Source organism: Agromyces sp. MMS24-JH15, assembly GCF_043518605.1.
Classification (GTDB): domain Bacteria; phylum Actinomycetota; class Actinomycetes; order Actinomycetales; family Microbacteriaceae; genus Agromyces.
Window position 1 is genome coordinate 1,382,589 of the sequence record NZ_CP171358.1, and the last position, 22,318, is coordinate 1,404,906.

The 22,318-nt window shown below is 67.5% G+C and carries 17 protein-coding genes, 1 tRNA gene and 3 rRNA genes; 16 read left to right on the plus strand and 5 right to left on the minus strand.

Features of this window, described 5'->3' with window-relative positions; translation table 11 throughout:
• Positions 1 to 52: 52 nt before the first annotated feature.
• The 5 genes from ACDF64_RS06295 to ACDF64_RS06315 all read left to right on the plus strand — a co-directional run bounded on the left by ACDF64_RS06295 (position 53) and on the right by ACDF64_RS06315 (position 7,340).
• Positions 53 to 841, plus strand: a complete 789-nt coding sequence (locus ACDF64_RS06295; RefSeq protein WP_394554161.1) for an IclR family transcriptional regulator — start codon at positions 53 to 55, stop codon at positions 839 to 841.
• A gap of 516 nt (positions 842 to 1,357) precedes the next feature.
• A 16S ribosomal RNA gene (locus ACDF64_RS06300) occupies positions 1,358 to 2,879 on the plus strand.
• A gap of 458 nt (positions 2,880 to 3,337) precedes the next feature.
• A 23S ribosomal RNA gene (locus ACDF64_RS06305) occupies positions 3,338 to 6,446 on the plus strand.
• A 201-nt stretch (positions 6,447 to 6,647) separates the two neighbouring features.
• Positions 6,648 to 6,764: ribosomal RNA gene (gene rrf, locus ACDF64_RS06310) — 5S ribosomal RNA — on the plus strand.
• Together the 16S, 23S and 5S rRNA genes form the textbook arrangement of a ribosomal RNA operon.
• A gap of 261 nt (positions 6,765 to 7,025) precedes the next feature.
• Positions 7,026 to 7,340 carry a hypothetical protein gene (locus ACDF64_RS06315; RefSeq protein ID WP_394554163.1) on the plus strand — a complete coding sequence of 105 codons (315 nt, stop codon included), beginning with the start codon at positions 7,026 to 7,028 and terminating at the stop codon, positions 7,338 to 7,340.
• A 94-nt stretch (positions 7,341 to 7,434) separates the two neighbouring features.
• Here the strand turns inward: ACDF64_RS06315 and ACDF64_RS06320 are convergent, their stop codons facing one another.
• Positions 7,435 to 8,319 carry a Ku protein gene (locus ACDF64_RS06320; protein WP_394554164.1) on the minus strand — a complete coding sequence of 295 codons (885 nt, stop codon included), beginning with the start codon at positions 8,317 to 8,319 and terminating at the stop codon, positions 7,435 to 7,437.
• 70 nt (positions 8,320 to 8,389) lie between these two features.
• On the opposite strand from ACDF64_RS06320, the gene ACDF64_RS06325 reads away from it, so the two are divergent.
• Positions 8,390 to 10,909, plus strand: coding sequence for an ATP-dependent DNA ligase (locus ACDF64_RS06325; protein WP_394554166.1), 2,520 nt, complete (start codon positions 8,390 to 8,392; stop codon positions 10,907 to 10,909).
• Between the two features lie 57 nt (positions 10,910 to 10,966).
• Here the strand turns inward: ACDF64_RS06325 and ACDF64_RS06330 are convergent, their stop codons facing one another.
• Genes ACDF64_RS06330 through ACDF64_RS06340 form a run of 3 tightly spaced genes read right to left on the minus strand, consistent with a single transcriptional unit; the run spans position 10,967 to position 13,179 of the window.
• Positions 10,967 to 11,959: a DNA topoisomerase IB gene (locus ACDF64_RS06330; protein ID WP_394554168.1), complete on the minus strand. Its 993-nt coding sequence runs from the start codon at positions 11,957 to 11,959 to the stop codon at positions 10,967 to 10,969.
• Between the two features lie 9 nt (positions 11,960 to 11,968).
• Complete coding sequence (locus tag ACDF64_RS06335) at positions 11,969 to 12,235, minus strand: Rho termination factor N-terminal domain-containing protein (protein ID WP_394554169.1); 267 nt, start codon at positions 12,233 to 12,235, stop codon at positions 11,969 to 11,971.
• Positions 12,236 to 12,294: 59 nt separating this feature from the next.
• Positions 12,295 to 13,179, minus strand: coding sequence for an SDR family oxidoreductase (locus ACDF64_RS06340; RefSeq protein WP_394554170.1), 885 nt, complete (start codon positions 13,177 to 13,179; stop codon positions 12,295 to 12,297).
• A 257-nt stretch (positions 13,180 to 13,436) separates the two neighbouring features.
• Between ACDF64_RS06340 and ACDF64_RS06345 the strand changes: the two genes are divergently transcribed.
• The 3 genes from ACDF64_RS06345 (at position 13,437) to ACDF64_RS06355 (ending at position 14,398) form a co-directional block, all read left to right on the plus strand.
• Positions 13,437 to 13,604 carry a hypothetical protein gene (locus ACDF64_RS06345; protein WP_394554171.1) on the plus strand — a complete coding sequence of 56 codons (168 nt, stop codon included), beginning with the start codon at positions 13,437 to 13,439 and terminating at the stop codon, positions 13,602 to 13,604.
• 153 nt (positions 13,605 to 13,757) lie between these two features.
• The gene (locus tag ACDF64_RS06350; protein WP_394554172.1) at positions 13,758 to 14,120 is read left to right on the plus strand and encodes a hypothetical protein; all 363 of its coding nucleotides are present in this window, start codon (positions 13,758 to 13,760) and stop codon (positions 14,118 to 14,120) included.
• Positions 14,121 to 14,167: 47 nt separating this feature from the next.
• Complete coding sequence (locus tag ACDF64_RS06355; protein ID WP_394554173.1) at positions 14,168 to 14,398, plus strand: hypothetical protein; 231 nt, start codon at positions 14,168 to 14,170, stop codon at positions 14,396 to 14,398.
• A 6-nt stretch (positions 14,399 to 14,404) separates the two neighbouring features.
• Here the strand turns inward: ACDF64_RS06355 and ACDF64_RS06360 are convergent, their stop codons facing one another.
• The gene (locus tag ACDF64_RS06360; RefSeq protein WP_394554174.1) at positions 14,405 to 14,728 is read right to left on the minus strand and encodes an ATP-dependent DNA ligase; all 324 of its coding nucleotides are present in this window, start codon (positions 14,726 to 14,728) and stop codon (positions 14,405 to 14,407) included.
• A 75-nt stretch (positions 14,729 to 14,803) separates the two neighbouring features.
• Here ACDF64_RS06360 and ACDF64_RS06365 point away from each other — a divergent pair, with 75 nt between their 5' ends.
• From ACDF64_RS06365 to ACDF64_RS06395, 7 genes are all read left to right on the plus strand, one after another.
• Positions 14,804 to 15,814, plus strand: coding sequence for a LacI family DNA-binding transcriptional regulator (locus tag ACDF64_RS06365; protein WP_394554175.1), 1,011 nt, complete (start codon positions 14,804 to 14,806; stop codon positions 15,812 to 15,814).
• 238 nt (positions 15,815 to 16,052) lie between these two features.
• Entirely contained in the window at positions 16,053 to 17,732 is a 1,680-nt protein-coding gene (locus ACDF64_RS06370; RefSeq protein WP_394554176.1) for a glycoside hydrolase family 13 protein, read from the plus strand.
• A 74-nt stretch (positions 17,733 to 17,806) separates the two neighbouring features.
• Positions 17,807 to 19,165, plus strand: a complete 1,359-nt coding sequence (locus ACDF64_RS06375; protein ID WP_394554177.1) for an ABC transporter substrate-binding protein — start codon at positions 17,807 to 17,809, stop codon at positions 19,163 to 19,165.
• Between the two features lie 130 nt (positions 19,166 to 19,295).
• Positions 19,296 to 20,270: a carbohydrate ABC transporter permease gene (locus tag ACDF64_RS06380; RefSeq protein WP_394554179.1), complete on the plus strand. Its 975-nt coding sequence runs from the start codon at positions 19,296 to 19,298 to the stop codon at positions 20,268 to 20,270.
• Positions 20,267 to 21,250, plus strand: a complete 984-nt coding sequence (locus ACDF64_RS06385) for a carbohydrate ABC transporter permease (RefSeq protein ID WP_394554180.1) — start codon at positions 20,267 to 20,269, stop codon at positions 21,248 to 21,250. Before ACDF64_RS06380 ends, ACDF64_RS06385 begins: the two co-directional genes overlap by 4 nt.
• A 123-nt stretch (positions 21,251 to 21,373) precedes the next feature.
• A tRNA-Arg gene (locus ACDF64_RS06390) sits at positions 21,374 to 21,446 on the plus strand.
• A gap of 231 nt (positions 21,447 to 21,677) precedes the next feature.
• Positions 21,678 to 22,292 carry a hypothetical protein gene (locus ACDF64_RS06395; RefSeq protein ID WP_394554181.1) on the plus strand — a complete coding sequence of 205 codons (615 nt, stop codon included), beginning with the start codon at positions 21,678 to 21,680 and terminating at the stop codon, positions 22,290 to 22,292.
• Positions 22,293 to 22,318: the final 26 nt, after the last annotated feature.

A 22,318-nucleotide genomic window follows, 5' to 3' on the forward strand; every position in this document is an offset into this window, starting at 1 on the left:
AGCCTCGATGTCGGACCCGGCTTGGGACCGGCCGACCACGGGGGGAGGGGCGATGGCGCACGAGCCGAGCGCGAAGGTACCGGCAGCGGATCAGGTGCTGCGGATCCTCGCGCATCTCGCGCGCCAGCGCGGACCCATCCCGGCCGCGACGATCGCCTCCGCGCTCGAGCTGCCGCGCTCGACGACCTACCAGCTGCTGGCCGTCCTCCAGGAGCGCGGATTCGTCGTGCACCTGCCCGAGGAGCGCAGGTACGGGCTCGGCGTCGCGGCGTTCGAGCTCTCGAGCGGGTTCAGTCGCCAGCAGCCGCTCACCCGGCTCGGCCGCCCGCTCGTCGCCGCGCTGGTCGATCGCCTCGGCGAGAGCGGGCATCTCGCGGTGCTGCACGGCCGCGACGTCCTCTACCTCGTCGAGGAACGCGCGCCCCGGCGCCCGTCCCTGGTGTCCGACGTCGGCGTGCGCCTGCCCGCCCACCTGACCGCGACCGGGCGCGCGATGCTCGCCGAACTGCCGCCCGCGCAGCTGCGCGCGCTCTACCCCGACCGCGCGGCGTTCGCCGAGGCCGGCTGGAGCTACGGCCGCCTCAAGTCGCTCCTCGCCGGAATCCGGGTCGCAGGCCTGGCGACCGAGGAAGACGAGGTGACGGTCGGGCTCGCGTCGATCGGCGCGGTCGTGATGGACCACCTCGGATGGCCCGCCGCCGCGATCGCCGTCACGTTCGAAGCCGCGGCCGCCCCGGATCGCGCCGTGATCGCTGCCGAGGTGCGCGATGCGGCGAGAGCGCTCGGCAGGCGGATCGGCGGAGTCGAACGGGGCGTCGATCGGGGCCTCGCTTCCGGGTGAATCGCGCGACACGCCCGGGGTGCATGCGCCGATTTGCACCGGGTGGGAAACCGTGCGTAAAGTATCCACTCGTCACCCCAAAGGTGCGGCGGAGCGGAAGAGCTCGCCGGCCTCAAGCGGGACCATCCAGACCCTCATCGGAACCACTTCGCGTGGCCATGGGATCAGGTCGGATGACGATCTTCCACCTCTCGCGGGAACCGTTCGCCGGCGCCCGCAGGCGGACTGGCGAGGCCGACTTGGAACCAAGCGGCGAGTCAGGAGCCCAGCAGAGTGTGGTAAGGTAGAGAGGTTGCCCTGGGGGCAGGCCGAAAGGCTGAAACCCCGGTGCGTCCGTTTCTTGAGAACTCAACAGCGTGCACTATGTTCAATGCCAATTTTTTGAACCCTGGCCTGCCCTTCGGGGTGGGTGGGATTCCTTTGATTGATGGACAATTTGATTTTTTGAGTCAGTTGTTTCTCTGTCAGTGATTTGAACTCCTGACCGGCCTCTTCGGGGGTTGGTTGGAACCATTTTTTTTGGAGAGTTTGATCCTGGCTCAGGACGAACGCTGGCGGCGTGCTTAACACATGCAAGTCGAACGATGAAGCCCAGCTTGCTGGGTGGATTAGTGGCGAACGGGTGAGTAACACGTGAGTAACCTGCCCTGGACTCTGGGATAACCCCGAGAAATCGGAGCTAATACCGGATATGACTTCTCATCGCATGGTGGGGGGTGGAAAGTTTTTCGGTCTGGGATGGACTCGCGGCCTATCAGCTTGTTGGTGAGGTAATGGCTCACCAAGGCGTCGACGGGTAGCCGGCCTGAGAGGGTGACCGGCCACACTGGGACTGAGACACGGCCCAGACTCCTACGGGAGGCAGCAGTGGGGAATATTGCACAATGGGCGGAAGCCTGATGCAGCAACGCCGCGTGGGGGATGACGGCCTTCGGGTTGTAAACCTCTTTTGTCCAGGAAGAAGCCTTCGGGTGACGGTACTGGGAGAAAAAGGACCGGCTAACTACGTGCCAGCAGCCGCGGTAATACGTAGGGTCCGAGCGTTGTCCGGAATTATTGGGCGTAAAGAGCTCGTAGGCGGTTTGTCGCGTCTGCTGTGAAAGCCAGAGGCTCAACCTCTGGTCTGCAGTGGGTACGGGCAGACTTGAGTGGTGTAGGGGAGACTGGAATTCCTGGTGTAGCGGTGGAATGCGCAGATATCAGGAGGAACACCGATGGCGAAGGCAGGTCTCTGGGCACTTACTGACGCTGAGGAGCGAAAGCGTGGGGAGCGAACAGGATTAGATACCCTGGTAGTCCACGCCGTAAACGTTGGGCGCTAGATGTGGGGACCTTTCCACGGTTTCCGTGTCGTAGCTAACGCATTAAGCGCCCCGCCTGGGGAGTACGGCCGCAAGGCTAAAACTCAAAGGAATTGACGGGGGCCCGCACAAGCGGCGGAGCATGCGGATTAATTCGATGCAACGCGAAGAACCTTACCAAGGCTTGACATGCACCAGAACACCCTGGAAACAGGGGACTCTTTGGACACTGGTGTGCAGGTGGTGCATGGTTGTCGTCAGCTCGTGTCGTGAGATGTTGGGTTAAGTCCCGCAACGAGCGCAACCCTCGTCGCATGTTGCCAGCACGTAATGGTGGGGACTCATGTGAGACTGCCGGGGTCAACTCGGAGGAAGGTGGGGATGACGTCAAATCATCATGCCCCTTATGTCTTGGGCTTCACGCATGCTACAATGGCCGGTACAAAGGGCTGCGATGCCGTAAGGCGGAGCGAATCCCAAAAAGCCGGTCTCAGTTCGGATTGAGGTCTGCAACTCGACCTCATGAAGTCGGAGTCGCTAGTAATCGCAGATCAGCAACGCTGCGGTGAATACGTTCCCGGGCCTTGTACACACCGCCCGTCAAGTCATGAAAGTCGGTAACACCCGAAGCCGGTGGCCCAACCTTTTGGAGGGAGCCGTCGAAGGTGGGATCGGTGATTAGGACTAAGTCGTAACAAGGTAGCCGTACCGGAAGGTGCGGCTGGATCACCTCCTTTCTAAGGAGCACTGGGCCAGCTTGCTGGTTCCAGGAGGCTCAGATCGAGACGAACGTTCTCGCTGGGTGCTCATGGGTGGAACATTGAACGTAGGTGCCGGCTGATGTGGTCTGGTTCTAGTACGCCTTCTTCGGGGGGTTGGAACGGGTCGGGTCGTGGAGGTTGGTACGTTGCACGCTGTTGGGTCCTGAGGGACCGGGCGTCGCACCCCTGTGGGGGTGTGGGGCTGGACTTCTTCAGGCCTTCGCGATGCCGGCTGTGTGCTGGTGGGTCGGGGGTTCTGGTCGTCTGTTGAGAACTACATAGTGGACGCGAGCATCTTAGAAACTCGCATCATCGTCTTTCGGGGTGGTGGTGTGTGTTTCACAAGATTGTTCTGGGCATCGCCTTCGGGTGGTGCTCTGACGATCATTGGTCACCGCTGCCCTTCGGGGTGGTGGTTTCTGAAACTCATGTGATTTCAAGTTTTTAAGAGCAAACGGTGGATGCCTTGGCATCTGGAGCCGAAGAAGGACGTCGTAATCTGCGATAAGCCTCGGGGAGTTGATAAACGAGCTTTGATCCGAGGATTTCCGAATGGGGAAACCCCGCCAGGCCCTTCGTGGTGACCTGGTGACTCCCGCCTGAATATATAGGGCGGGTAGAGGGAACGTGGGGAAGTGAAACATCTCAGTACCCACAGGAAGAGAAAACAACCGTGATTCCGTGAGTAGTGGCGAGCGAAAGCGGAAGAGGCCAAACCGGTCATGTGTGATACCCGGCAGGGGTTGCATGGTCGGGGTTGTGGGACCTTTCGGGCTGTTCTGCCGAACAGCCACGGTGACGTGCGTGTGGTAGGCGAACCGGATTGAAAGCCGGACCGGAGTGGGTGTGAGTCCCGTAGCCGAAACTTCACGCAGCCCGGAGAGGGATCCCAAGTAGCACGGGGCCCGAGAAATCCCGTGTGAATCTGCCAGGACCACCTGGTAAGCCTAAATACTCCCAGATGACCGATAGCGGACAAGTACCGTGAGGGAAAGGTGAAAAGTACCCCGGGAGGGGAGTGAAATAGTACCTGAAACCGTTTGCTTACAAACCGTTGGAGCCTCCTTGTTGGGGTGACAGCGTGCCTTTTGAAGAATGAGCCTGCGAGTTAGTGATCTGTGGCGAGGTTAACCCGTGTGGGGTAGCCGTAGCGAAAGCGAGTCTGAATAGGGCGTTTTGAGTCGCAGGTCCTAGACCCGAAGCGAAGTGATCTATCCATGGCCAGGTTGAAGCGACGGTAAGACGTCGTGGAGGACCGAACCCACTTCAGTTGAAAATGGAGGGGATGAGCTGTGGATAGGGGTGAAAGGCCAATCAAACTTCGTGATAGCTGGTTCTCTCCGAAATGCATTTAGGTGCAGCGTTGCGTGTTTCTTGCCGGAGGTAGAGCTACTGGATGGCCGATGGGCCCCAACAGGTTACTGACGTCAGCCAAACTCCGAATGCCGGTAAGTGAGAGCGCAGCAGTGAGACGGTGGGGGATAAGCTTCATCGTCGAGAGGGAAACAACCCAGACCACCGACTAAGGTCCCTAAGCGCGTGCTAAGTGGGAAAGGATGTGGAGTTGCACAGACAACCAGGAGGTTGGCTTAGAAGCAGCCACCCTTGAAAGAGTGCGTAATAGCTCACTGGTCAAGTGATTCCGCGCCGACAATGTAACGGGGCTCAAGCACGCCACCGAAGTCGTGGCATTCGCATATTCGATAGGCCTTCGTGGTCCAGTCGTGTGGATGGGTAGGAGAGCGTCGTGTGCCGGGTGAAGCGGCGGTGGAAACCAGCCGTGGACGGCACACGAGTGAGAATGCAGGCATGAGTAGCGAAAGACGGGTGAGAAACCCGTCCTCCGGAAGACCAAGGGTTCCAGGGTCAAGCTAATCTGCCCTGGGTAAGTCGGGACCTAAGGCGAGGCCGACAGGCGTAGTCGATGGACAACGGGTTGATATTCCCGTACCGGCGAAGAACCGCCCACGCCAATCCAGTAATGCTAACCATCCGAACCATCACACCGCGCCCTTCGGGGTGCATCGTGGTGGGGAGCGTGGGAACCGGTCTGGTGCGGTGAGCGTATTAACAGGTGTGACGCAGGAAGGTAGCCCAACCCGGGCGATGGTTGACCCGGGGCAAGCGTGTAGGCCGAGTCGTAGGCAAATCCGCGACTCATACAGGCTGAGACGCGATGCGGATGAAAAGTGGGTGATCCTATGCTGCCGAGAAAAGCATCGACGCGAGGTTCCAGCCGCCCGTACCCCAAACCGACTCAGGTGGTCAGGTAGAGAATACCAAGGAGATCGAGAGAATCGTGGTTAAGGAACTCGGCAAAATGCCCCCGTAACTTCGGGAGAAGGGGGGCCTAAGGCGTGAATGGACTTGCTCCAGGAAGCGCTGCAGGGCCGCAGAGACCAGTGGGAAGCGACTGTTTACTAAAAACACAGGTCCGTGCCAAGTCGCAAGACGATGTATACGGACTGACGCCTGCCCGGTGCTGGAAGGTTAAGAGGACCGGTTAGCCGCAAGGCGAAGCTGAGAATTTAAGCCCCAGTAAACGGCGGTGGTAACTATAACCATCCTAAGGTAGCGAAATTCCTTGTCGGGTAAGTTCCGACCTGCACGAATGGCGTAACGACTTCCCAGCTGTCTCAACCGCGAACTCGGCGAAATTGCATTACGAGTAAAGATGCTCGTTACGCGCAGAAGGACGGAAAGACCCCGTGACCTTTACTACAGCTTGGTATTGGTGTTCGGTGTGGCTTGTGTAGGATAGGTGGGAGACTTTGAAGCGGGCACGCCAGTGTTCGTGGAGTCATTGTTGAAATACCACTCTGGTCACTCTGGATATCTAACTTCGAACCGTGATCCGGTTCAGGGACAGTGCCTGGTGGGTAGTTTAACTGGGGCGGTTGCCTCCCAAAGAGTAACGGAGGCGCCCAAAGGTTCCCTCAACCTGGTTGGCAATCAGGTGGCGAGTGTAAGTGCACAAGGGAGCTTGACTGTGAGACTGACAGGTCGAGCAGGGACGAAAGTCGGGACTAGTGATCCGGCAGTGGCTTGTGGAAGCGCTGTCGCTCAACGGATAAAAGGTACCTCGGGGATAACAGGCTGATCTTGCCCAAGAGTCCATATCGACGGCATGGTTTGGCACCTCGATGTCGGCTCGTCGCATCCTGGGGCTGGAGTAGGTCCCAAGGGTTGGGCTGTTCGCCCATTAAAGCGGTACGCGAGCTGGGTTTAGAACGTCGTGAGACAGTTCGGTCCCTATCCTCTGCGCGCGCAGGAAATTTGAGAGGATCTGACCCTAGTACGAGAGGACCGGGTTGGACGAACCTCTGGTGTGCCAGTTGTTCCGCCAGGAGCACCGCTGGTTAGCTACGTTCGGGATGGATAACCGCTGAAAGCATCTAAGCGGGAAGCCGGCCTCGAGATGAGATTTCCATCCCTTCGGGGGAGAGGCTCCCAGTAGACGACTGGGTTGATAGGCCGGATGTGGAAGCGGGGACTAACGACCCGTGCAGCTGACCGGTACTAATAAGCCGATAACTTGACTATCACTACACACACACGATTTGAACTCATTCAAGTAAAGGCCGTGTGCGTGGCCCTGATGACTCGCGTCCACCATGTGGTTCCCGACAGGCGAACACACAACAACATAACGACACACCCCCACCCCACCACCACGGTGCTTGGGTTTGGGGGGCACCGAGACCAACCACACCCCCAACACGTGGGGTGATGTGGTGACAGAGTTTCGGCGGCCATAGCGCGAGGGAAACGCCCGGACACATTCCGAACCCGGAAGCTAAGACTCGCAGCGCCGATGGTACTGCAGGGGCGACCCTGTGGGAGAGTAGGACACCGCCGAACACCCATTCCAGAAGAGCCGCCCCACACGGGGCGGCTCTTCTGCGATTAACACGTCCGCACGGTGCTGCGGTGGAGGGTATCGGGCGACGTCGCTAGACTCTGCGGGTCAGTCTGGTAGTCCGGGGGAACACCATGCACCGAATCTTCGCATCCACCGTCGTCGTGCTCGCTGGAGCTGCGCTCCTCGCAGGCTGCAGCCCGAGCGGTGGTGACGACACGGCCTCGGGCGGCGCTGCCGGCTGCGAGGCCATCCGCGTCGAAGTGCGCGATGTCTCGAATGGCGCACAGAATGCCATCGCGACGCTCAAGGATCCCGCCGCGCTCACCGAGTACCTCGAAGGGCTGTCCGAACGCGTGACCGCGCTCGAAGCCGATGCCGAGAACGATGACGTCGCGCAAGCGCTCACCGACCTCGACGACCGGATCCAGGGCGCCATCGAGTACGCGGGGACGCTCCCGACACCGGACCCGGAAGCCGAAGAAGCGCCCGAGTCCGACGCCGACGCGATGGCCGAGCAGCAGGAGGGGATCCAGGCGGCTGCGGTGAACATCACCGGGCTCTGCGCGCCCGAATGACGTTTCGCCGAGTGAACGCGCCCGAACGCGCCCGACGTCCACCGCCTCCGGCGTTCACGAGATGACGTTCACCGGCTGACGGTCGCTCCGATCGTCAGGAAGCCGCCTTCTTCTTCGCCCGCGCTGCGGGCTTGGAGGCATCCTTCGCCTTCTTCCCGCCCGCTGCGGGAGTGCCGGAGTCGCCCGCGCGATCGCCGCGCTTCGCGGCGATCGACTGGCGCAACGCCTCCATGAGGTCGATCACCTCGGCGCCGCCGGCCTCCTCGGGACGCTCTCCGAACGTCGCCGCGGTGTCGATCGAGTCGCCCTGCTCCAGCTTCGCCGTGATCAGCGTGCGCAACTCGTGCTGGTACGCGTCCACGAACTTCTCGGGCTCGAAATCGGCCACCAGGCTTTCGACGAGCTGCTTCGAGAGGTCGAGCTCCTTCGGCGAGATCTTCACGTCCGCCTCGAGGGAGGGGAATGCGGCCGCGCGGACCTCGTCCGCCCAGAGGAGCGTCTGCACGACGAGGACGTCGCCGCGCACGCGCAGCGCCGCGAGGCGCGTCTTCTGCCGGAGCGCCATCTGCACGACCGCGACGCGGTCAGTCGACTCGAGCGCTTCACGCAACAGCACGTAGGCCTTCGACGACGCCGAGTCGGGCTCGAGGTAGTAGCTCTTGTCGAACATGATCGGATCGATCTGCTCGCGCGGCACGAACTCGACGACCTCGATCTCCCGGCTCCGCTCCGAGGGCAGTGCCTTCAGGTCCTGGTCGGTGATCACCACGGTGCGTTCACCGTCGTCGTACGCCTTGTCGATGTCCTGGTACGGCACGACCTCGCCGTCGATCTCGCAGACGCGCTGGTACCGGATCCGCCCGCCGTCGGAGGCGTGCACCTGATGCAGGGACACGTCGTGATCCTCGGTGGCGCTGTACAACTTCACGGGCACGTTCACGAGTCCGAATGTGACCGCACCCTTCCAGACGGCTCGCATCCCCTCAGTACACACCCGCGCGTGCCGAGAGGGAACCCCGTGGCGGCAGGCCATGGGGCAGGATAGCGACATGGCCGAGGGTGAGCGGCGACTCGTCGAGGTGGATGGGCGGACGCTCCGCCTGACCAACCTCGACAAGGTCATGTATCCCGAGACGGGCATGACCAAGGGCGAGGTCATCGCGTACTACGCCGAGGTCGCCGCCGCAATGGTGCCCGTCGTCGCTGGCCGGCCCATCACGCGCAAGCGCTGGGTGCACGGCGTCGGCACGGCGGATGCCCCGGCGCAGCCGTTCTTCGAGAAGAACCTCGCCGACCACGCGCCCGACTGGGTGCGGAGCGAACGGATCGAGCACTCGGACGGGCCGAAGCGGTATCCGATCGCCGGCGACCGGGCCACGCTGGTGTGGCTCGCCCAGCTCGCGGCCCTCGAGCTCCACGTGCCGCAGTGGCGGTTCGACCCGCAGGGACGGCCGTCGAACCCCGACCGACTCGTGTTCGACCTCGACCCCGGGGAGGGCATGGGGCTCGCCGAATGCGCCGAAGTCGCCCGGTTGGTGCGGGACATCCTCGAGCCCATCGGTCTCGCGCCCGTTCCGGTGACCAGCGGCAGCAAGGGCCTGCACCTGTACGCCGCGCTCACCGGCGGGCAGACGTCGCAGCAGGCGTCCGAGATCGCGCACGAACTCGCGCGCGCGCTCGAAGCGGACCATCCCGATCTGGTCGTCTCGAGCATGCGGAAGGCGATCCGCGCGGGGCGGATCCTGATCGACTGGAGCCAGAACAACGCCAACAAGACCACGATCGCGCCGTACTCGCTCCGCGGGCGCAGCCGACCGACGGTCGCGGCACCGCGCACGTGGGACGAACTCGACGACCCCGCGCTCGGGCACCTCGAGGCATCCGAGGTCCTGGCGCGGCTCGCGTCGGGGCTCGACCCGTTCGCGCCGATCTCGCGCGCCGGCGGCGAGGGGCCGCTCGCGGCCTACCTGGCGATGCGGCGCGCGGGCGGCACGCCCGAGCCGATGCCGGACTCCCAGTGGGGGATCGAGGCCGAGGGGGCGCCGCGATTCGTGATCCAGGACCACCACGCGCGGGCGCACCACCACGACGTGCGGCTCGAGCGCGACGGCGTGCTGAAGAGCTGGGCCGTGCCGAAGGGCGTGCCGGACTCGGCCGGCGTGAACCACCTCGCCGTGCAGACCGAGGACCACCCGATCGAGTACCTGACGTTCGAGGGGACGATCCCGACGGGCGAGTACGGCGCCGGGTCGATGACGGTCTGGGACACCGGGACCTACGACCTCGAGAAGTGGCGCGACGACGAGGTGATCGCGACGCTGCGCGGGATGCCCGGCGGGCCGCTCGGCGCCGTGCGGATCGCGCTCATCCGCACCGACGGGCAGGGCGAGAAGTCGAGCTGGCTGCTGCACCGGATGAAGGATCAGCGGGGTGCGGCTGCGGCGGCGTCCCCGGTCGGCGCGGGCGCCGGGGACGCGCCGCGGATCCGGACACCGGCTCAGCCGGTTTCGGGGCAGCGGCCGCCGGGGTCGGAGACACCGGCCGAGCCGGTTGCATCGGGCTCGACGGCCGTGGCAGCCGCGGCCGCCGGCGCGCCCTCGATCGGCACGGTCGAGGCGAGGCCGATGCTCGCGAGCCCGGGCAAGCCGGGCCTCGTCGGCGGGCCCGACTGGGCGCTCGAATGGAAGTGGGACGGCATCCGCCTGCTCGCGAGGACCGACGGCGGAGCGGTCCGGCTGGTCAGCCGCTCCGGACGGGACGAGACCGCGCGGTACCCCGAACTCGCCGGACTCGCGACCGCACTCCGTGCCGACGCGCTCGTGGACGGCGAGCTCGTCGCCCTGGACGACGCCGGCCGGCCCAGCTTCGAGCGGTTGCAGCCGCGGATGAACCTCGCCGGCCCGCGCGAGATCGCCGGGCTCGAGGCATCCGTGCCGGTTCGACTGCTGCTCTTCGACGTGCTCGAGGTCGCGGGCATGTCCACGGTCGACGAGCCGTGGGAGCGTCGGCGCGAACGGCTCGAGCATCTCGTGCGCCCGGGGTCCGGGGTGCCCGTCGAGGTGCCCGCGCTCGCGGACGGCACGCCGGCGGAGGCGCTCGAGGAGGCCCGGCGGCTCGGCCTCGAGGGTGTGGTCGCGAAGCGGCGGGGTTCGCGATACCGGCCCGGGATGCGCAGCGACGAGTGGGTGAAGCTCAAGCTCACACGCACGCAGGAGGTCGTGGTGGGCGGCTACCGACGCGGCGACGAGCGGACCACCGGTCGCATCCGCTCGCTCCTCGTCGGGATCCCCGCCCCGGACGGCCGGCTGGAGTACTCGGGCCGGGTCGGCAGCGGGCTGTCGCAGCAGGCACTCGCGACACTGGCGGGCCTGCTCATCCCGCTCGAGACGGATGCCTCGCCCTTCGTCGCGGTGCCGGCCGCGGACGCGGCCGACGCGCAGTGGGTGCGTCCGACCGTCGTGGGCGAGATCGAGTTCGGCGAGTGGACGTCGACCGGCGTCGCGCGGCACCCGCGGTGGCGGGGCATCCGGCCCGATCGAGAGCCCGGCGAGATCCGCCGGGAGCCCTGACCCGGAGTCGCCGCGCCCCCGCGTCCCGCTCCGGACCGCGCTGGGACACCGGGCACGTCACCCGTCGACGGTCGAGGCGTCGTCGATCGCGAGCAGGTCCAGCAGCGCGCGCTCGGGCGAACCGCGCCGGGACAGCACGCGACCGGCCTCGAACGCGCCGACGATGCGCGGGTCGACGTAGCTCGCCTTCGCGATCGCCGGCGTGTTCCCGAGTGCGTCGGCGGCGGCGGCGATCGCGTCGCGCACCGCGGCCGCCCGCGCCCTCGCGGTCGGCACGGCGTTCCGGCCGACCTCCGCGAGCGCCTGCGCGGCGACGATCGTGCCGCGCAGCGTGCGGAAGTCCTTCGCGGTGAACTCGCCGCCGGTCCGTTCGCGGATGTCGTCGTTGACGTCGGACGCGACGGCCGATCGCATGCGGCCGGCGCCTCGCCAGGCGTACAGGCGCGCGGCGGCCGAGCGTGCCGTGTTCGCCGTCACGAAGCCGGCCAGCGGGGCGTCCACGAGGGCAACGCGCTGCGCGACGCCGCCCTTCGCGCGGAACCGCAACTCGACCGTGTCGCCGGAGACGGCCGCGTTGCGCACGAGCAGCGTGGTCAGCCCGCGCGTGCGCGCCTCGACCAGCGCCTCCTCCGAGCCGATGCGGATGGCGCCCAGGTCGAGCGTCCGGAAGGCGGCGGCGAGGACGCGTTCGCGCGAGAGGTCGTCGAGCGCCAGGTCGCGCGCGACGGTGCGCCGCGCGGCCGGCAGGGAGAGTGCGAGGCGGGTCATCCGCTCGAATTTCTGCTCGTCCTGCCGCGCGCGCCACGCCGGGTGGTAGAGGTACTGGTGACGGCCCGCTGCGTCGACGCCGACCGCGAGCAGGTGGGCGTTCGCGGCATCCGAGATCCAGACGTCCTTCCAGGCGGGCGGCACCGCCAGGTCGGCGATGCGCTGCCGCTCCGCCCGCCCGGCGAGGCCGCCGTCGGCGTGGATGTAGGCGAAGCCGGTCCCGCGGCGAACGCGCCGGTAGCCGGGCGAGACGTACGGCTCGACTCGTCGCAGGCGCGGCACGCGTGCGCCTCAGTGGTTCCGCAGCGCGGTGACCAACTCGGACTTGCGCTTGCCGCTGTACCCGGTGAGTCCGAGTTCCTTCGCGCGCCGCTTCAGCTCGGGGACGGTCCAGTCGTCGTACGAGCCCGACTCGCCGCCCTTCCGGCCGACCTCGCTGCGACCGCGTGCGGCGGCCGCGTTCGAGATGCGCGCCGCCTTCTCCTTCGACGCGCCCTCGTCGCGGAGTTCCTCGTAGAGCTCCGGGTCCTTCAGGGACCGGTTCCGGTTGCCGGGCATGTCCGGCCTCCTCTCTCTGTGCTTCGTCCCTCTTCGTCGGACGCAGGGCGATGGATGCCTCAGAGCGTGCGCCCCCCGGTGACCGGGAGGATCGCACCCGAGACGTACGACGCGTCATCGGACGCGAGGTACACGTAGGCGCCGGCGAGTTCGGCCGGCTGCCCGGCCCGCCCCAGCGGGGTGTCCTTCCCGAACTCCGGCAGGTGCTCGGGCCAGCCCGTCGCCGGGATGAGCGGCGTCCAGATCGGGCCCGGCGCGACCGCGTTCACGCGGATGCCCCTCGGCCCGAGCTCCTCGGCCAGGGCCTTCGTGAACGCGACGAGCGCGGCCTTCGTCATGGCGTAGTCGACGAGCCGGCTCGACGGGTCGAACCCCTGGATCGACGTGGTCGTGATGATGCTCGAACCGGGTTGCATCGTCGGCACCGCGGCACGGGCGAGGAACACGGGTGCGAACAGGTTCACGCGCACGACGTGCTCGAGGTCGGCGGTCGGGATCTCGCTGATCCCGCCCCGGTCGCGCTGGTGCGCCGCGTTCAGCACGAGCAGGTCGAGGCCGCCGAACGTGGAACGCGTCCGGGCGATGACGAAGGCGCAGAAGCCCTCGTCGCGCAGGTCGCCGGGCATCAGGAGCGGGGTCCGCCCGGCATCCTCGATCCAGCGCGCCGTCTCCACGGCGTCGTCCTCCTCCTCGGGGAGGTAGGAGATCGCCACGTCGGCGCCCTCCCGGGCGAAGGCGATGGCGGTCGCGCGGCCGATCCCCGAGTCGCCACCGGTGATCAGCGCCCGTCGGCCGGCGAGGCGCCCGCTGCCCCGATAGGTGTACTCGCCGTGGTCCGGGAGCGGACGCATCTCCATGGTGAGGCCCGGGGGTCCCTGCTGCTGGCTCGGGAACGGCGTGGTCGTGTGCTTGGTGGTGGGATCGACGAGACGGTCGTCATGCATCGGAGCCCCCCCTTCCTCCATGCACGACGGTAGGCGCGACGACGGGACGGCTCAACGGGTTGACAGCGCCCCCGCATGGTGCGCGTCCGTGCGGATAGCACCCCGCGGAACACCGCGTCAAGCCCTCCCGCCTGCGCTCCGGAACGGCGTAGCGTCGACAACGAGGACGCCGATCGCGCCCTCCGCCCCGGCCTCGAACGGCCGGCCCGCCTCGTCGACATCCTCGTCGTGCGTCGGGGACTCCGAAGGAGCATGCCATGAACATCCTCGTCGCCATCATCGCCATCGCGGCGGTCGTCCTGCTCATCACGGGCGGCCTCGCGCCGACCCTGAGCTTCCTGATCTGGGTCGGGATCGCGCTTGCGATCATCGCCGTGATCGTCTTCCTGGTCCGCTACATCGGCGGCGGGAAGCGAGCCGTCTGACACGAGGTGCCGACCGGTTCCGCCGGTCGCCTCCGACTCCGCGACGGGCGTCCTTCGGGGCGCCCGTCGCGTCGTGTCCGGAGCGTCGTCGGCGCGCGACGGGATCGACTCGGGAATGGTGCCGAACGCCGCTCGGGAGCGTATCTTCGAAGCGTGGGAACGCTGTACTACGGAGACTCGGGCACGCCGATCGGGATCGAGGATCGTGCGCTCGCCCACCTGAAGATCGCGATCGTGACGAAGCTGCGGAGGGGGGAATCGTTCACGCTCTCCTGGCAGCACGACGACGACCAGCCGCGTGGGCGTTCGACGCTCTGGCTGAGCCCGTCGATCCCGCTCCGCTTCGTGTTCGACGAGCCGGTCGCCCCCGACCTCAGCCGCGAGTGGATCGAGGAACTGATGCGCTCGGCGAACTCGACCGGGGGCATCCAGCTCATCTCCGAGCACCTCGACACCGAGCCCACCGTGGCGGCGACCCAGGAGGTGCGCGAGGCGACCGTCACCCAGGGCGGCTGACGGCGGCGCGCGCGGCGCGGCGGTACGCGATCGAAGGAGGGGGACCGATGAGCGAACACGCGGAGGGACGGATCCCGATCGAGCGGTGGTGGCCGCGACTGTCGATCGACGCGCGACACCGCGTGCTCGAGGCGATGGAGGGCGACGGCGAACTCGACGCGATCGTGATCGCCGAGATCACCGAGGCGGTCGGCGCGGATGCCTCGGCGCCCGTACCCGGGCACTTGAACGAGCACGAGCGCGGGTACATCCGCACGCAGATGGAGGCGGTGGACTGAGCGAGCTCAGTCCGCGTCGAGCTCGTCGGTCTGATCGGGCTCGGGCACGTAGTGCAGCCCCGACGCGCTGTTGGCCGTCAGGAGGAGTTGCTCGATCCAGAGCCGGTTCAGCTTCGGGGGGCGGTTCCCGCTGAACACGAACTGCAGCGGGATCGACGGGTGCAGCCAGATCGTCGTGCGCCCGCTTCCGTTCTCGACGCCGTGCTCCCAGGTCATCGCGAAGCTCTCGGAGCGGCGCAGCTTGTTGAGGATCGCGAACCGCAGGTGGGCGAGCACGCGGTCGTCGATGTCGAGTTCGCGTGAGGAGGAGTTGTAGATCAATCGGCCCATGTCCGCATGGTAGTCGGCGCAACGCCCGACGTCGGGTTGTCGAGTTCTTGCGTTCGCGCGCGTACGATTGCGCCCATGTCGAGACGGCTTGCGGATGTCGCACGGAAGGTCGGAGTCAGCGAGGCGACCGTGAGCCGGGTGCTCAACGGCAAGCCCGGAGTCTCCCAGTCGACCCGTGAAGCCGTGCTGACGGCGCTCGACGTGCTCGGGTACGAGCGCCCCACCAAGCTGCGGGGTGAACGGGCCCGGCTCGTCGGGCTCGTGATGCCCGAGCTGCAGAACCCGATCTTCCCCGCGCTCGCCGAGGCGATCGGAGGCGGGCTCGCGCAGAACGGGTTCACGCCGGTGCTCTGCATCCAGTCGGCGGGCGGGATCAGCGAGTCGGACTACGTCGAGCTCCTGCTGCACCAGCAGGTGTCGGGCGTGATCTTCGCCGGCGGCGCGTACGCGCAGGCGGATGCCTCGCACGAGCACTACGCCCGCATCACCGAGCTCAACCTGCCCACGGTGCTCGTCAACGCGCCGATCGACGGGCTCGGGTTCGCGACCGTCTCGTGCGACGACGCCGTCTCCATGGAGCAGGCGTTCGGGCATCTCGTGCAGCTCGGACACCGGCGCATCGGCATCCTGCTGGGCCCGCGCGACCACGTGCCGTCGCAGCGGAAGCACGCGGCCGCGATCGCGATGGCCGCGCGGCACGGGCTCGCGCTCGACGACGAGCAGGTGGTGCATTCGCTGTACTCCCTCGAGTCCGGGCAGACCGCGGCGACGCGGCTGCTCGCCGCGGGCGTGACCGGTATCGTCTGCGCGAGCGACCCGATGGCGCTCGGCGCCGTGCGGGCGGTCCGGCGCGCCGGGCTCCGCGTGCCCGAGGACGTCTCGGTGATCGGCTACGACGACTCGGCCTTGATGAACTGCACCGAGCCCCCGCTCACGACCGTCCGCCAGCCCATCGAGGCGATGGGCCGGATGATCCTGGAGCTCCTCCTGCGGCAGATGTCCAGCGACCTCCGCATCGGCGACGAGGTGCTCTTCGCACCCGAGCTCGTGGTGCGCGGGTCGAGCGGGCCGGCACCGCAGGGCTGAGCCGGGCCGCCGCTCCGACCTAGTCTCGGACCGCGTCCGGCCGTCGGCCGGGCGGTCCTCGACGACCGGATCCGCGCAAGGGATTGGCAAGCGACATCCGCAACTGAACGCAAGTCATCGCAAACACGACGGCAGATGTTGAAAAGTTGCGTCATCCTGTTGCTATCCGTACGTTGTGGCTCGAGACGCCGGGGTCAGCCCGAATCCGGCGCGCAGCCGCTTCGAGGAGACCGCCAGCGTGACCCAGCCACTCACCGACACCGCGCACCTGCCAGCCGCGCTCGTCGCCGACAGCGAGTGGTGGCGCAGCGCCGTCATCTACCAGGTGTACGTGCGCAGCTTCGCGGACTCGAACGGCGACGGCACGGGCGACCTGCGCGGTGTCCGCAGCCGGCTCGGCTACCTCAAGGAGCTCGGCGTCGACGCGCTCTGGTTCAACCCCTGGTACCCGAGCCCCCTCGCCGACGGCGGCTACGACGTCGCCGACTACCGGGACATCCACCCCGCCTTCGGCACGCTCGAGGATGCCGAGCAGCTGATCGCCGAGGCCCTCGAACTCGGCATCCGCACGATCATCGACATCGTCCCGAACCACATCAGCTCGGAGCATCCGTGGTTCCAGGCCGCGCTCGCCGCCGGGCCCGGCAGCCCCGAGCGCGAGCGGTTCTGGTTCCACCCCGGCAAGGGCGAGCACGGCGACGAGATGCCGACCAACTGGATCTCGAACTTCCAGGGCGACACGTGGGCCCGCACGACGAACCCCGACGGCACGCCGGGCGAGTGGTACCTGCACCTCTTCACGCCCGAGCAGCCCGACCTGAACTGGAACCACCCCGACGTGCGCGCCGAGCACGAGGACATCCTGCGGTTCTGGTTCGACCGCGGCGTCGCGGGCGTCCGGATCGACTCGGCGGGCCTGCTCATCAAGGACCCGACCCTGCCCGAGGTGCCCGAGGTCGTCGCGGCCGGGCAGCACCCCACCGAGGACCGCGACGAGGTGCACGACGTGTACCGGGCCTGGCGGCGCATCGCCGACGAGTACGACGGCACGCGCGTGCTGGTCGGCGAGGTCTGGGTGCCGGATGCCGCCCGCTTCGCGGCCTACCTGCGACCCGACGAGATGCACACCGCGTTCAACTTCGACTTCATGTCGCGCCCCTGGGATGCCGCGGAACTGCGCTCCTCGATCGAGCTCATGCTCTCGGCGCACGCGCCCGTCGGCGCCCCGAGCACGTGGGTGCTCTCGAACCACGACGTCACCCGGCCGGTCACGCGCTACGGGCGCGAGGACTCGAGCTTCGCGTTCGCGAAGAAGCGGTTCGGCACGCCGACCGACCTCGAGCTCGGCACCCGGCGCGCCCGCGCCGCGGCGCTGCTCACGGCGGCCCTCCCGGGATCGCTGTACCTCTACCAGGGCGACGAGCTCGGCCTCGCGGAGGTCGAGCTGCCACGCGAGGTGCTCGACGACCCGATGCACTTCCGCTCGGGCGGGGTGGACCCCGGACGTGACGGATGCCGCGTCCCGCTGCCGTGGCGCGGGGCCGCCGCCCCGTACGGGTTCAGCCCCGACGGGTCGAGTGCGGCGCCGTGGCTGCCGCAGCCCGACGCGTGGGCCGCGCTCAGCGTGCAGGCGCAGGAGGCCGACCCCGGCTCGATGCTCTGGCTCTACCGGCAGGCGCTGCGCATCCGGAAGCGCGAGGCCGCGCTCGGCGACGGACCCATCGGCTGGCTCGACCTCGGCGACGACGTGCTCGCCTTCCGGCGTGGCGACGGCGACGACGAGATCGCGTGCGTCGTGAACCTCGGACCGTCCGCGATCGACCTGCCCGACCACCACCGCATCCTCATCGCGAGTACGGCCCTGGAGGGCGGCCGACTCCCCACCGACGCTACGGCCTGGCTCCGAACCCGGGGCTGACCGTGCAGGCCGCGGCGACCCCGCGGCGCTTCCCACCGCACCACACCTGAACACAGCACCGAAAGGACTGGACAATGAAGTCACCACGCACCGCCGCGCTCGCGGGCATCGCCGCGCTGGCGATGGTCGGCGCCCTCGCCGCCTGCAGCTCGGGCGCCGCCGACGACGGCAAGCTCGAGCTCCGCGTCGCCACCTTCCCGCCCGGGGCCGACCAGGCCGCGTACGACGCGTTCGCCGAGCAGGAGAAGCAGTTCGAGAAGGCGAACCCCGACATCGACGTCGTGGGCGTCGAGTACGAGTGGACGGCCCCGACGTTCGCGGCCCAGCTCGCGGGCGGCAGCCTCCCCGACGTCTTCACCGTGCCGTTCACCGACTCGAAGACGCTGCTCGAGAACGGCCAGCTCATGGACGTGACCGACGAGCTGAAGGAGCTCGGGTACGCCGACAAGTTCAACCCGATCATCCTCGAGGAGGTCACGGGTTCGGACGGCAAGATCTACGGCTTCCCGCGCCAGGCGTATGCCAACGGCCTGCACTACAACCGCGCCCTGTTCGAGGAGGCCGGCCTCGACCCCGACCAGCCGCCGACCACGTGGGACGAGGTCCGCGAGGACGCGAAGGTCATCGCCGAGAAGACCGGCAAGGCCGGCTACGCGACCATGGCGACCGGCAACACGGGCGGATGGCAGCTCTCGGTGCAGGCGGACTCGCGCGGCGCGTCGCTCCAGACCGACAACGGCGACGGCAGCTACACCTCGACGATCGACAACGACGCCACCAAGGCGACGCTCGAGTTCCTGCACGACCTCCGCTGGGAGGACGACTCGATGGGCGCGACCTTCGACCTCGACTGGGGCAGCATCAACCAGGAGTTCGCGGCCGGCAACATCGGCATGTACACCTCGGGTTCCGACGTCTACACCGCGCTCGTGCGCGACTTCGGCATGGACCCGGCGATCTACGGCCTCACCGTCATCCCGACGGAGGACGGCGGCGGCGTGCTGGGCGGCGGCGACATCGCGGTGCTCCCGCCGACGCTCGACGACGAGACCAAGGCGGCCGCGGTCAAGTGGGTCGACTGGTACTACATGCAGAAGCTCCTGGACGAGGATGCCGCCGTCGCCGACGCGAAGGCGCTCGCCGCCTCCGACCAGGCCGTCGGCACGCCCGTGCTCCCGGTGCTCGACCAGGAGACGTACCTCCAGTCGCGCGAGTGGATCCAGGACTACATCAACGTCCCGCTCGACCAGATGACCGGCTTCACCGAGGGCATCTTCGAGCAGACCCCGGTCGGCGAGTTCAAGGGCAAGACCCAGCCCATCTACGCGCTCATGGACAACCTCGTGCAGGCGGTCCTGACGGACCAGAGCGCCGATGTCGATGCGCTGCTGCAGCAGGTCGACGTCGACGCGCAGGCCCTGCTCGACGAGTAACCCGCCCCGGTGGTCGAGGAGCCGCCCGACGGAGTCGGACGCGTATCGAGACCCGCCCCCCAGGTCTCGATACGCGTCGCCGCTCCGCGACGGCGCTACTCGACCACCGGCTTCGAACCGAGGAGCACCGATGACGATGACCCGTGAACCGGCGGTCGCGGCCGACCCGGCCGCCGCACCGCCCACCCCGCCCCCGACGCGCCGCCGGCGCCGCACCCCGATGACCTGGGTCCGCGGCGGCGGGATCTGGAACCTCGCGTTCCTCGCGCCCATGCTCGTGGTCTTCGCCGTGTTCAGCTGGGGCCCGATCGTCCAGGCGGTCGTCATGAGCTTCCAGAAGACGAACCTCGTCACGCCCGCGACCTTCGTCGGCCTCGACAACTTCGCGAACGTGCTCGGGGACCCGAACCTCGGCACGGCCGTGCTCAACACGCTCTACTTCGCGCTGCTCGCGCTCGTGTTCGGGTTCCCGCTGCCGATCATCATGGCCGTCCTCATGAGCGAGGTCCGCCGCGGCAAGGGACTCTACAGCGCGCTCGCCTACCTGCCGGTCGTCGTGCCGCCCGTCGTCGCGGTGCTGCTCTGGAAGGTGTTCTTCAACGCGTCGCCCGACGGCGTCTTCAACACGATCCTCGGCTGGGTCGGGATCCCGCCGCAGCCGTGGCTGCAGTCGTCGGCGACCGCGATGCCGTCCCTCGTGATCGAGGCGACCTGGGCCGCGGCCGGCGGTTCGATCATCATCTACCTCGCGGCGCTCATCGCGGTGCCGCCGGAGCTCTACGACGCGGCCGAGGTCGACGGCGCCGGCATCTGGCGGAAGATCTGGCACGTCACGCTGCCGCAGCTGCGGGGCATCCTCTTCATCATGCTGATCCTGCAGGTCATCGGGACCGCGCAGGTGTTCCTCGAGCCGTTCCTCTTCACGGGCGGCGGGCCGAACAACGCGACGCTCACCGTGCTGCTGCTCATCTACCGCTACGCGTTCCAGAACAGCCTCGGCGGCGCGTACGGCGAGGCGACCGCGCTCAGCCTGATGCTCGCGATCTTCCTCGGCATCCTGAGCTGGCTGTACTTCAAGCTGACCGACCGTTGGAGCACCAATTGACCACCGCACAGGGCACCGCCCCGGCCACGACGGCCGACTCGATCACGCTCCGCGCGCGGCTCCTCCGGCTCACCGGTCGCCGGAAGGATGCCACGGACGACCAGGCCGACCGGAGCATCCTGAGCGACCACGACCGGCGCAGGCGAGGCGTGCGCGTCTCGATGACGGGCGTCCACCTGTTCCTCTTCGTCGGGCTCGTGGTCGCGGGCCTCGGGCCGCTGCTGTGGCTCGCGAAGGCGGCCGTGACGCCCACCCAGGACACGCTCTCGCAGCCGTTCGCGCTCTGGCCGAACGGCATCGACTGGGCGAACCTCGAGCACGCGTGGAACGACATCCACATCGACCAGTACTTCCTGAACACGATCTGGGTCGCGGCGGGCTCGTGGTTCTTCCAGGTGCTCGTGGCGACGACGGCGGGCTACGCGCTGAGCGTGCTGCGCCCGAAGTACGCGCCGATCCTCAACGCCCTCGTGCTGGCGACGCTGTTCATCCCCGCGGTCGTGCTGCTCGTGCCGCTCTACCTGACGGTGCTGCACCCGCCCGTGATCGGCGTCTCGCTGCTGAACACGTACTGGGCGGTCTGGCTGCCGGCCGCGGCGAACGCGTTCAACATCCTGCTCGTGAAGCGGTTCTTCGACTCGCTGCCGCGCGAGGTGTTCGAGGCGGCCCTCACCGACGGGGCCGGCCCGTTCCGGGTGTTCTGGTCGATCGTGCTGCCGATGTCGAAGCCGATCCTCGGCGTCGTGTCGGTGTTCGCGGTGATCGCGGCATGGAAGGACTTCCTGTGGCCGCTGCTCGTGCTGCCCGACCCGGCGGTGCAGCCGCTGTCGGTGCGCCTGCCCGCGGTGCAGTCGCAGACCGAGCTCGACGTGTTCCTCGCGGCGCTCGCGATCTCGACGCTGATCCCCGTGGTGCTGTTCATCGTGTTCCAGCGGCTGTTCCTGCGCGGAGCCGGGCTCGGGGGCGCGGTCAAGGGGTGACGCGTCGGGGCGGCGCGCGGATGCCTCGAGGAGGCGGTGCTCGGCCCGAATTGGTGATCGCGCGGTCGTGGGTTAGACTTGCGTGGTTGCCTGATCGCAGATGAGCGGCAGGCGACATCCCATGCGCCCGTAGCTCAACGGATAGAGCATCTGACTACGGATCAGAAGGTTGGGGGTTCGAGTCCCTCCGGGCGCGCTCTGTACTGAGAAGTACGGTGTTGAGACAGTATGGCAAGGCGGTTCGCGAAAGCGGGCCGCCTTCGTCGTTTCCGGGGCGGTGTGCGCGGGGGTCTCGAGGAGCGTCGACTTCGTCGGCGCTCCTCGACCACCGGGGGTTGTTCGACCACTCGGCGCTCCTCGACCACCGGGGGCACCGGCGTCGGCGACGGGAAATGCGGCGGCAACATCGACGCGCGATGCTCGGAGGATGGACCGCACCGGCGAACTGCACCGCTTCCTCGACGTGATCGCGCACGACATCGTCCCGCTGACCCGCGCGGGCGTCGCGGCCGGCAACAAGCTCTTCGGCGCGGCGATCCTGCGGAAGTCGGATCTCTCGCTCGTCGTCGCGGAGACGAACAACGAGCGCGAGAACCCGCTGTGGCACGGCGAGATCCACACGATCAAGCGCTTCTTCGAGCTCCCCGCCGACGGCCGGCCGGCACCGGCCGACTGCGTGCTCCTCGCGACCCACGAACCGTGTTCGCTGTGCCTGAACGGCCTGACCTGGGCCGGATTCGACGAGTTCGCCTACCTGTTCAGCCACCGCGACTCGGCCGACCGGTTCGCGATCCCGTACGACATCCGGATCCTCACCGCGATCCACGCCGTTCCCGACCCGGATCGCGCGGCCGCCGCGCCCGGGCGCGACCTCTACAACCGGCGGAACGAGTTCTTCGAGAGCCGGGACCTCGCCGCCGAGATCGCGGCGACGGAGGACCCGGCGCTCGCCGCACGCGTCGAGGCGCTGCACGCGACGTACGCCGAGCTCAGCGATGCGTACCAGTCGTCGAAGGGGGATGCGCCGATGCGGTTCGCGTGAGGATCGCTGGGGCAGGGGGTCTCGAT